General features: G+C 62.2%; 7 protein-coding genes. 3 read left to right on the top strand and 4 right to left on the bottom strand.

The features are described 5' to 3' along the window. Positions 1–971: 971 nt before the first annotated feature. Positions 972–3,326 (bottom strand): hypothetical protein, encoded by a 2,355-nt coding sequence (locus tag AC629_RS48355; protein ID WP_245331737.1) that lies wholly within the window; start codon positions 3,324–3,326, stop codon positions 972–974. Positions 3,327–4,900: 1,574 nt separating this feature from the next. Between AC629_RS48355 and AC629_RS07005 the strand changes: the two genes are divergently transcribed. Together AC629_RS07005 and AC629_RS07000 are read left to right on the top strand one after the other, a co-directional pair. Then, on the top strand, positions 4,901–6,493 hold the full coding sequence (locus AC629_RS07005) for a pyrroloquinoline quinone-dependent dehydrogenase (protein ID WP_245331736.1): 1,593 nt from the start codon (positions 4,901–4,903) through the stop codon (positions 6,491–6,493). Between the two features lie 85 nt (positions 6,494–6,578). Further along, positions 6,579–7,166, top strand: coding sequence for a c-type cytochrome (locus AC629_RS07000; protein WP_245330502.1), 588 nt, complete (start codon positions 6,579–6,581; stop codon positions 7,164–7,166). 3 nt (positions 7,167–7,169) lie between these two features. Here the strand turns inward: AC629_RS07000 and AC629_RS06995 are convergent, their stop codons facing one another. From AC629_RS06995 to AC629_RS06985, 3 genes are all read right to left on the bottom strand, one after another. After that, the gene (locus AC629_RS06995) at positions 7,170–8,105 is read right to left on the bottom strand and encodes an ankyrin repeat domain-containing protein (protein ID WP_168195412.1); all 936 of its coding nucleotides are present in this window, start codon (positions 8,103–8,105) and stop codon (positions 7,170–7,172) included. 163 nt (positions 8,106–8,268) lie between these two features. Beyond that, complete coding sequence (locus AC629_RS49755) at positions 8,269–8,547, bottom strand: HGGxSTG domain-containing protein (protein ID WP_084803996.1); 279 nt, start codon at positions 8,545–8,547, stop codon at positions 8,269–8,271. Between the two features lie 29 nt (positions 8,548–8,576). Beyond that, positions 8,577–9,242, bottom strand: coding sequence for a hypothetical protein (locus tag AC629_RS06985; protein WP_084803995.1), 666 nt, complete (start codon positions 9,240–9,242; stop codon positions 8,577–8,579). A 433-nt stretch (positions 9,243–9,675) separates the two neighbouring features. On the opposite strand from AC629_RS06985, the gene AC629_RS06980 reads away from it, so the two are divergent. Beyond that, on the top strand, positions 9,676–10,656 hold the full coding sequence (locus AC629_RS06980) for a Bug family tripartite tricarboxylate transporter substrate binding protein (RefSeq protein ID WP_084803994.1): 981 nt from the start codon (positions 9,676–9,678) through the stop codon (positions 10,654–10,656). The last annotated feature ends 6 nt before the right edge of the window (positions 10,657–10,662 follow it).

Here is a 10,662-nt window from a genome sequence, read left to right as displayed (position 1 = left end):
CGTGCTGAAATGCACAAGCAAAACGGAAACCGCCGGCACCCCGTACCAAAAGAAACCGCCGAAACTCAAAAGCCAAGCTCGCCCCAAGTCAGAAACGAGTTTTGCAACACAATCCCCTCAAACGCGGACATCGATGGTGCAAGAGTGAGTGTCTGTTAAGGGGCCCACGAGGTGACATTCCGCCCAGGCACAATCTTCGGTGCCGACGTCGCGTTTGATCACGATCGCGTTCCTTGGCGACAAAAGTATGTGTCTGCGCAACGCAGACAGTTGGTCAGTACCGCAGTCAGGTTCCACATGCCTTGTGCGATGACTGGAACGCTCCTGCTTCCGACCCGAGATTCTCGGTAGCGATCAAAAAAAAGCCTCGCAGGAAGAGGAACTGGATGCCTTACATCGCATTCTTCGCGAAGACGTACACTTGCTACGCCTAGTTGTCCCTTTCAACTTGCGAAGGACGCGACCATGCAACGGGTAAATCAAACTGCAAAGCGGAGGTACGGAGCCAAAGCCACCGCCGTGACGGCGCTGGCGGGACTGGGTCTTCCGCTGGCGGGGAGCGCATCCGCAACCACGATACCCGCGGCTGATAGCCCGCAATCTTATGACATCTCGCCCAGTCAGCGCTTCGTTCTTGGCGAAGAGGAAATGGCCGACGTCAGTCTCGCCACGTTCCATCTCTTCGATAGGGAACACGTTGGCAGCGGCGTGCAGCTAGCCGCCGTCGTTGTTCGGGGCTGCCGCGGTTGTCGGGGTTGTCGGGGTTGCGGTGGTTGCCGTGGTTGCGGGGCTTGGCGTGGCTGCGGTGGCTGCGCGGGGTGCGGCGGATGCTGTGCGCGCTGGGGACGGTGTCGCTGGTGCTAAGTACCACGATCGAGCAATAGCAGTCCGTTGAAAAGCCGTGCGGGTGGCTGCGCTCGCAAAAGGGCCTTGACCTCTCCGCGTCGCTGACCGGAGCTGCGTTTGATCCTTCAAGCGGGTGGGGGCGGCCTTAATCCATGCTGCGGCGTGGCTTTGAGCTGCTCTGCATTGCCGCAATCTGCCGCCGCTTCTTCTCCGATCTGGCTTTTGAGCTTCTTGATGATCGAGACGAATGTCGGCTGCGCCTTGGTGGCCGGGCCGGCCGAAAGACCTCCGCCGGCTTCGAATGCGCGTTCCGCGATCTCGTAACCGAGCGCGCGGTAGCTTTCGAATTGCGATTCCGAGAAGAATTGATTCAGCGTCGTCTCGTGCGGAAAGGTCGCGTGGGCAATCGCATAGCTCAATACGCCCATGGGCTCGGTGCCGTGCAGCCCCGACTTGAAGTACAGGAGCAGTCCGTCTTGCGACTTGTCGCCATCGGCGTCGCTATAGAGAATATCGCCAATCGCCCAGTAGGGTGCTTCCGTTGCGGGGCTCGGACGTTCCTTGAAGCGCTTCTTGAGGTGGTCCAGGCCATGCAGGTCGATACGCACGCCAAGATCGATCCATATCTTGCGAAGCGCGTTGCCGAGATCCTCGAAAGTATAATCGGGGTCGCAGCCCGCGTCGCTGACGACGATCACGCGGCAACGCCGGCGAACCATCTCGTAGAGGCCGAGGTTCTCGAAATGCCCGCCGTCGGTCAGGTAGACCCAGCGCTCGGTCTCGCTCGTCAGGCCGAACATCTCCATGAAGAACGGGCGGAGTGCATTTGTCGGCTTGACCTTCGCATATTTGGGGTTGTCGCCGCGCGGGTTGGCGAGCCACCAGCCGAGGCGCACATTGAACAGCGCCATCAGGAAAGCCACACCCGGCGATGAGTTGTAGCCCATGCTCGGGCTCACGGCAGCGCCGGAAATCGCCATGGCGGTCCCAAGCGTAAGGCCCAGCGGTCGCCCGCCGTAAGGATGCGGCTGCCCGATCGTGGCATAGGTCGTCCGGTAAGCGCCATCCGAAAATATCGCGCTGCCGCTGCCGCAATGGAGAGGCGAGAACGTGAAGGGTGCCGCCATCCGTTCTTGCCATGCCAGGTTCTTGGACGACACGAGGTTGAGTGCCGCGCTGATGACATGGAACGGTTTCCAGTTGGTCCCTCGCGGTTCAACGCCATGCTCCCAGAGCTCGTAGAGATACGGGCTGTCGCTGCTGTCGAAATCCGTAAAGGCATTCTTGGTCTTGTCACGGTCATTCTCGTGGCGTGACGCGCCGAGAAAGGTACGAACCAGACGGTTCCGGTAAAGACCGTGGAGCGAGTAGCGGTTGATGTTGAGGACATGCGAGGCTGCGTAGATCAGCGCGACAAGCAAGCCGCCTGCCACGAGCACGACGGTCCAGGGCAGATGATCGGCGCCAAACCCGAAGGATTGGAACGCCCTGTCCCAGGCGATGGAGAGCAGGGCAACCACGGTTGCGGCGAAAATCGCGGCTGCGATCGCAGCGATCGTGTTGAGTGAGAGGTACTGGCGAAAGCCTGACGCCTGCTCGGCGGCGGCCCCAGTCTTCGAGCTCGCTCCCAGAACGACAGACAGCAGGCCTGAAAGTCCTCCCAGCGAGGGGACGAACGCGCTGCCAAGGTGGCTCGCGACCCAGTCTGCGGCCGGCGGCGCGCCAAGAACGAGCCCGAACCACAGCAGCCAGCCGATATAGGCCAGCGTGAAAATTCCGCTCGACCGCGCCTGGAATTCGAGGCCCACGTCCACCTCGGACAGGAATTCGGCAAACGAAATATAGATCACGTCGGCGACGATGCGCGCCATCACGATCCAGGGCAGCCCGAGCACGCAGGCAAAGGCCGCTGCCGCGGCTACGCCGGACGGTGCGTAATGCCAAAGCAAAACCAGACCCGTGGCGCCCAGCAGGCCGAAGGCCGCGCCGGCGACGCACCAGGCGCCAAGATCGATCCATGGATGCTTGGGACGATCCGCGAGCTGTGGCTGGGCCGATGCTCCGAAAATGAGGGTCCATACCGGCGCCAGCAGCCAGGAAAGGAGAAAGAACAACACGCCAAGGATACCGCCGCGAAAGATCACGACGGCGTCCGGGTGAGTTGCATAGAGGCGCTGGACGAATGCGAACCCGCTGGCATTGGTCACGTCCGTGAGCACCGACAGACCGTATTGGCTGTGCAAGACGAAAACCAGCAGTGCCGCTCCTGCCAGGAAGGGCATCAGATCGCAAACCAGAAACCGGGGTTGCGAGACATTGATCCATCCGCGTGCGGGACGGTTTGCGGCGGAGAACGACAAGGAAGCCAGGAAACAGAGGGTCGGTACGAACATCAGACCCAGGAACCACCCCGACGTGTTCTCGCGTGTGATGTTGTGGGCATCGATCACGGCAAACCAGAGCGCCTTGGTGATGAGCACCGCAAGGATCATCGGGGGGGACGAGCAGGATCCAGTTCAGGAACAGGTTGCGCAGGACGCTCGCAATGTCGCTCCACAGGTCAGGAGAAATCGCTGAAAAGCTGGGAGCGAGAAAGTGCGAGTTGCGCCGGAGGTTGGAAACCGGCTCTGCTTCTTCGTGATCCCTGAGTTGACCGAGGCTGTATCGCCGGTTGAGTGCCGAAGTCACGGGCGGTGCAGCATCGCCCTGACTGGCCTTGCTCGCACCAACGGCCGCTCTCTGGGGACGCAGCTTGCGCTCCTGACAGAGCCAGGCTGATAGCCAGCTTCCGATATAACCGCCCCCTGATACGGTCGACAGATACTCGAACTGCGTCAGAGCCGGGCCGGCCTTCTCGCCCTCGCGCTTCGAGGTGACCTCGAGGGCCGCAATCCTTTGCAGGATGCCGAGCGCAAACGCCGCGCTGCGGATTCCGCCGCCGGAAAGGCACAGGGCCCACCGGTCATCCGCGTTGAGCGCCTGGTAGATGTCGAGGAGGTTTCCAGGGAGCGGTGCCGCCGGCGGCGGCGATGATTGCTGCGCTTGCGCAGGTTGAGGCGATGTTGCCGACGGCGGCGACGATGGCGCTGGCGGCGTACCGGATGCCGGCAGCGTTGGTGTCGGCGAGGGGCCAGGTGCCGGACGTATCGGCGCGAATTCCAGGGCGGCGCCCGCGAGTGCCCGTCGCTCTTCCCAAAGCACCTGCGAAAGGTTCAATGCCCCCATGACACCTGCCCCCCTGTTTCACTGAGATGGGCCCAGGCGGTCCGTTCAGCGTCCCCGTTGGGGTTCGTTCTGGTCGGCGCGCCAAGCACAGCCTTGAGGTGCACAAGCTAGCGATACCGGCGACAGCGAGCGTGTGAAGTACTTCACAATGGCCGGGCAAATTGTCGGGGCGAGGTCGTAGAATGGGGAGGGCGAAGCGAAGTCCATCAATTCGTTAGATACGTATATTTGTTGCGCGCGGCCGGACGCGAGTGCGCCGTCCGCTGCCCAATGACTCCTCACGGGTGTGAATGTGGTGAAGTGCGGTGACGTCCGTTATTGGCCGCACAAGCGGCCGTTTCGGCGAGGTCGCCCTTGAACTGAAGCCGAAGTGCATAATCGCCGCGAGAAGTCAGCTCTTAAAATCACCCCACCAAAGTCCGGCCGTTTGAAACACGGCTATGGCGAGCGCTCGTGGATTTCCAATGCTAGGCGGCGCCCGTCCAGGGAAGCCACCAGCGCACGCTGGTGATGAGCCGGCGGCGGATCACATTGTTAGACTTCGACATTGCGACGCACTCTGATCTCGCGGCTGCGAACGGTGGCGGCTGATGTCTCTGCAAAAGCCGTCGCTTGCAGCTTTTTCCTTGTCAAACACCCCTCGTCGGATCAAATTTGAATCGCACCGGCGTGCAAAGTGTCGGTTCAAATAATCTGGGGCGGAAACATGAATAGATCATCTTCTATTGCATTCGCCACTTTTTTCGGCCTGGGCTGCTTGCTCGCAGCACCCGGTAACGCTCAGCAAGAAGTCAAGCAGGAATACGTGCCTGTATCGCGCGAGGCGAAGGTGTCTCCGGTCACGCAGGCCCAGCTCACCGCGGCCGACAAGAACGCGACCAACTTTCTGCTGACCAACGTCAACTATGCGCAGACTCGCTTTCACCCTGCGAAGCAGATCAATCGCGACAATGTCAAGGGCCTGCACGTCGCGTGGATTTTTCAGACCGACGTCAGGGAATCCCTGGAGACTTCACCGATCGTGGTCGACGGCGTCATGTTTGTGACGACGTCGTTCAGCCACGTCTATGCGCTCGACGCCAAGACTGGCGAACAGTTCTGGCACTACAATCACAAGATGGGACCCATAACGACCTACTGCTGCGGTCCCAACAATCGCGGCGTCCAGGTTCTTGGCGATCTCGTCTATCTCGCCACACTGGACGCCAAGCTGGTCGCGCTGAATGCAAAGACGGGCGATGTGGTCTGGAAGACCGACATTGCGGATCCCGAGCTCGGCTACAGCGAGACGATGGCTCCAACCGTCGTCAAGGACAAGGTTCTGATCGGAACGAACGGCGGTGAATACGGCATCCGCGGCTTCGTCAGGGCCTACGATGCGAAGACCGGCAAACTGGTCTGGAATTTCGATACGATTCCGGAAAACTCGGTCGGCGTCTGGGCGACAAAGGACGCCACCGGACGGGACATGCACCGCGACATCCAGGCCGAGAAGGACCAGCTTGCCAAGCTCGGCGATCCCTACAAGCGGCTGGGCGGCGGCGTCTGGCAAAATCCGGCCGTCGATCTCGCCACCAACCGGATCTATTTCGTGGTCGGCAATCCCTCGCCCGATCTCGACGGTTCACCGCGCCCCGGCGACAATCTCTATACCGACTCGCTGGTTGCCCTTGATCTCGATACCGGCAAATACATCTGCCACTTCCAGTACATCGCCCACGACGTCTGGGATCTCGATGCGGTTAGCCCACCGGTGCTGCTCGATGTGAAGGACAAGAGCGGCAAGACCATCCCGGGCGTGATCCATGCCGGCAAGACCGGTCACGTCTATGTTCACGACCGGAAGGATTGCAGCATGATCCGCTTCTCCGAGGCCATGGTCCCGCAGGAGAACATGTGGGTTCTGCCGACCAAGGAGGGGGCCCGCATGCTTCCGGGTGCGAATGGCGGTGTCGAATGGTCGCCGATCGCCACCGACCCGGCCCAGGAGCTCGCCTACGCCATCAACCTCCATCAGCCGATGCACTACCGGGTCGAAAACTCGCCCTACCCGAACGGTAAGTTGTGGCTTGGCGGCGCCTTCACCGCAATCCCGGGTGAACAGCAGTCGGGCAACATCACGGCCGTCAACTACAACACCGGTAAGATCAAATGGCAGGTGAAGACGCCGGAGCCGATGATCGGCGGCATCCTCGCCACCGCCGGCGGTCTTGTGTTCACCGGTGAAGGCAATGGCAAGTTCGCAGCCTACAACTCCTCCAACGGCAAGGAGTTGTGGAGCTTTCGCGCCGGGGCGGGCGTCAATGCGCCACCCTCCAGCTACATGCTGGGCAACAAGCAGTACATCGTGGTCGGCGCGGGCGGCAACACCCAGGTCAGCTTCAAGCGCGGCAACAACATTATCGCCTTCACGCTCGATTGATCGAGCGGCGAAAGAGCCTGATCAACAATGCGAAGCGGGGCCTACTGTGGCCCCGCTTCTGTTAGGCCTCACGGGAATGAAATCGATGAGCAGCAAGTTGCGTTGGTTGATTCCTTGCGGAGTCACGCTCGGAGAATTATTGAGCGCAAGCCCGCGGCCGGCACTTGCGCAAAGCATCGCCGAGAGGGTCGAAGTGTGCGCCGGCTGCCATGGCCAGGACGGCAAGCCGATCGACAAAACGATACCCGTTATCTGGGGGCAGCCATCCGGCTACACCTACATCCAACTCCGCGATTTCAAACGGGGCGACCGCAAGAGCGAGATCATGCAGCCGATCGCCTCATCGTTCGAGAAGGAAGACATGCTTGCGATTGCGGAATATTTCTCGAACAAACCGTGGCCCGACCTAGGCCAGCCGCGCTCGCCAAAGGATGTTGCGGACCGGGCTCTCCGCGCAGAGCGCTCGGTCGGCTGCACCGGCTGCCATCTTGATCAATTTCAGGGCACTGGCACCGTACCGCGATTGGCTGGGCAGAGCCGCGAATACCTGACCAAAACAATTGCCGATTTCCGCACCCGGGCGCGCGGCAATAACCCCGGGATGTCCGATCTGATGCTCGCCACACCTCCCGACGACCTCGCGGCACTGGCGGAATACCTGGCTGGTCTCTGAGATCTACTCAGATCGGGCTGAGGGCGCCGCCAGGCGCTCACGTAGCGACGACAAAGCGGTCAGATCTGCTGCCCGCTTGCCGGCCTTGTCCTTGATTGAAGGATCGGCTCCGCGCGCAAGCAGCAGAGCGGCGACCTCCGCACGGCCGCCTTCCGCAGCTGTCATGAGAGCGGTGCGGCCGCGGGCATCTCGGTCATCGATACGCGCGCCGGCGTCCAGCAGATATGCAACGACCTTGATCGCCTCAGTTTCCGGGACCTTGTCATCCGCGCCCGAAGCCCACATCAGTAGAGTGAGATCATGTGGGTAGCGGGCGTTGATATCGATATTCCGGGCCAGCAACCGCTTCACAATATCGAGCCGGGCGCGGGCTACCGCATAGACAATCGGCGGCTTGCCGGTGTCGTCGGGCACTCGCTCGTCCGCCCCATGCGCGAGCAACGCTTCAACGATCGCATCGCTGCCGGCATACGCGGCAGCGGCAACCGGAGAAATCCCACTGCGTCCGGTTAGTTTGACGTCGGCACCGCGATCCATAAGCCGCTGCGCAACCGACACATGGCCGCCTTCGGCTGCAAAGTATAGCGCCGTGGCACCGGCCAGATTGCGTGCATCGATTGGAGCGCCGTGCTCCAGCAAGAGATCGACCATATCCAGGTGGCCAAACCTGGCGGCGTGGCTAAGTGGTCGGGCACCAAACCGGTCACGCGCGTCGACCGATGCGCCATAGTCCAGCAATTCAGTTGCCAGGCCAATGCAATTCGCGTCTGCTGCTGAGAATAGAGCCAATGACACCTCGATTGCAGTGATCTGTGGTTTTGCGGTTCGAAATCTAGGTCCGAGCTGTTGGCACCGTTCGGAGTCGGCAGCGAACGCTGCCGACGCGCCGCTCAAGACGGCGATTACGACCGAGCACTGCAAAACGATATGGCGGTACAAAACGGCTGCTCCCCCGCACATCTGACCTACAGAATGACACGTCGGCCAGACCAAGCCAAGCCGCCGGGGGCCCATGCCAGGGTAAAGGGCTCTTCCAACGACAGACGGCCTCGGCGCTCATGCTCCCATTCGCCACGCGTCACGCTTCCCGAACTGCGTGCTTTCACGGTCTGCACGTAGCGACTGCCGGCCTTGCGGACTCAGAGCGTTCCAGCTCACGCAGCAGTCGTCGCGTCTCCTTCAACATTCCACGAATCATTCTTCGTTGCAGGATCGCCTGTGCCGAAAACAGTCCATGTTTCCGTGCGTTTCGATTTCCCCGAGGCGCGCCCGATCCCGACGTCCCGCCATGCATGCGGCAACGCAACTTGCCTCGTACTGCCGGCGCCCGGCAGCTGCAGCCAGTGCGGGTCTTGGCGCCGCAGCGCAGGCTCGTCAGCATTGCGCCGGTGTTGCTGTTGTCGTTGCCGATCACGCGTTGGCACCTTGCCCGGCGTCGGCGTGCTGCGACGCTTGTCCGTAGGCCTCGGGCTCCAGCTCCATCCGCACATCCACCGCTGCGCCCGCTGCACTCTGCTCTGTCGTACCGGCATAAGACGTGACACTCCCCGCGATCGCCTCACCCCCGTCCTGCACAGACAAGCTCTGCACGGTGATCGCCCGCTCGCCATTGTTGCGGTAGCGGTTGAGCGCCTCGACCTGGGCCGGAAAGATGCGCGTGAGCTTGCCAAGGGCGCGCGAGGCGCTGTCCTGGCCGGCGAGGTCGCCGGCGCAGGCGAGATGATGGGCGCAACGCATCGCGGTGACGTGAACGCACACCATCTGCGCCGCCAGCATGGGATCGATGGAATCCCTGGGCGCGATGCTCTTCATCATCGAAATCATGAAGGCGAGGTTGGCTTCGTCGGGCCGTTGCCCGATCGTGCTGACCTTCACCAACTGCTTCAGGATGCCGTGCAGCGCGTCGCGGTCGACGGCGCCGAGCGCATCGGCGAGCAGCCGTTCGCCGGCTTGCGGGTCAGGGTGGTCGATCGCAATTCGCCGCTTGTAGAGCTTTATGCGCGGGCTCGTGGCGGGGCCGCTGCGGTCGTTTGTCGCAATCGGCGAGGAGCGGTCGCGTTTTGGAGATGTCGTCATGTCGGTGTGTCCTTTGCTGGCGCAGGCGTGGGTTCGCTGCGCGTGAGGCGGTTCGCTCGCGCGTTGCGCACGGATGCGATTTTTGAGATGTCGATGAAGGGCTTACGCGCAACCGTGTCGAGGCGGCCTGGGCTAGCAGGCGTGGACGCCAGCGGATTGTCGCGATGGTGCCATCCTGCCGGTGTTTTGCCCGACGAGTCAAATGGCTTTGCGCGGTGCGCAAGTCCTTGTCCCGACAGCTGCCTGCTACTTTGCATGGGGTTGTTTTCGCGTTTTTTGTTCGGGGCGGCTCTCACCTGCCGTGCCGCGGAACTGGGGAGCGTTGCGCGCGTGGAAACGCGATTGCGAAATCCGGCGCGACCGCTCATCATGATGCTCGAATGCGCCGGACCAACAATATGCACAGGCGGGCTGAGTCTGGGGGGGAGAACGGATGAACCGAACGGCTCGCCTGCTGGCAGTCATCGCCGGATTGTGCGCTTCGCTGTCGACAGCGGCCGTCGCGCAAAAATATCCGACGCGTCCGGCCAAGATCATGGTCGGCTTCAGCGCGGGTGGTCCGGTCGATGTGGTCGCGCGCATCGTCGCCGACCGCTTAAGCAACAAGCTCGGGCAGCCCTTCGTGGTCGAGAACCGCGCCGGTGCCAACGGCATGATCGCCGCCGAGGGTGTGGCGCATGCGGAAGGTGACGGCTACACCATCCTCGCCTGCAACTCATCCACTATTACGCTCAACAAGACGCTGTTCAGGGATATCCGCTACGACCCGCAGGGCGACTTTGCACCGCTCACCACCGTCGTGTCGGCACCGCTCGTCCTTGTCGTCAATCCGGAGAATCCCAAGACGGCGAATATCAACACAGTCGCCGATCTCGTCACTGCGGCGAGGGCGGCGCCCGGCGCGCTGGCCTACGGCTCGGGCGGCAATGGCAACCTTGCCCATCTCGCCATGGAGCTCTTGAGCCAGCGTGCCGGCGTCAAGATGATCCACGTGCCGTATCGCGGCGGCGCGGCGTCCGAGGTCGGCATCCTCGCGCAGGAGGTGCTTGCGGTGTTCGATCCCTTGTCCGCCGTGCCGCTGGTGAAGGCCGGAAAGCTGCGCGCGCTCGCGGTGTCGTCGGCCGATCGGCTGCCGTCGCTGCCGGATGTGCCGACCATCGCGGAAGCCGGCTATCCCGGCTTCGACCTCTCGTTCTGGGTCGGCTTCTTCATGCCGAAGGCGACGCCAGCGCCGATCCTCGAGACGCTGCACCGGGAGGTCGTCGCCGCCGCCAAGGATCCGGTGTTGCAGGAGCGGCTGGAGACGCAGGGCGTCGTGTCCGTGCTCAGCCCGGCCGACTACGCGGCCAAGATCGCGAAGGAGACCAGGGAGCTTGCCGAGGTCGTTGCGGCCGCGAACATCAAGTCGGAGTAGGGGGCG

The organism is Bradyrhizobium sp. NAS80.1 (assembly GCF_001908205.1).
Lineage (GTDB): Bacteria > Pseudomonadota > Alphaproteobacteria > Rhizobiales > Xanthobacteraceae > Bradyrhizobium.
The sequence above is the reverse complement of the archived record's forward strand: the minus strand, read 5'-3'. Positions and strand labels throughout refer to the sequence as shown.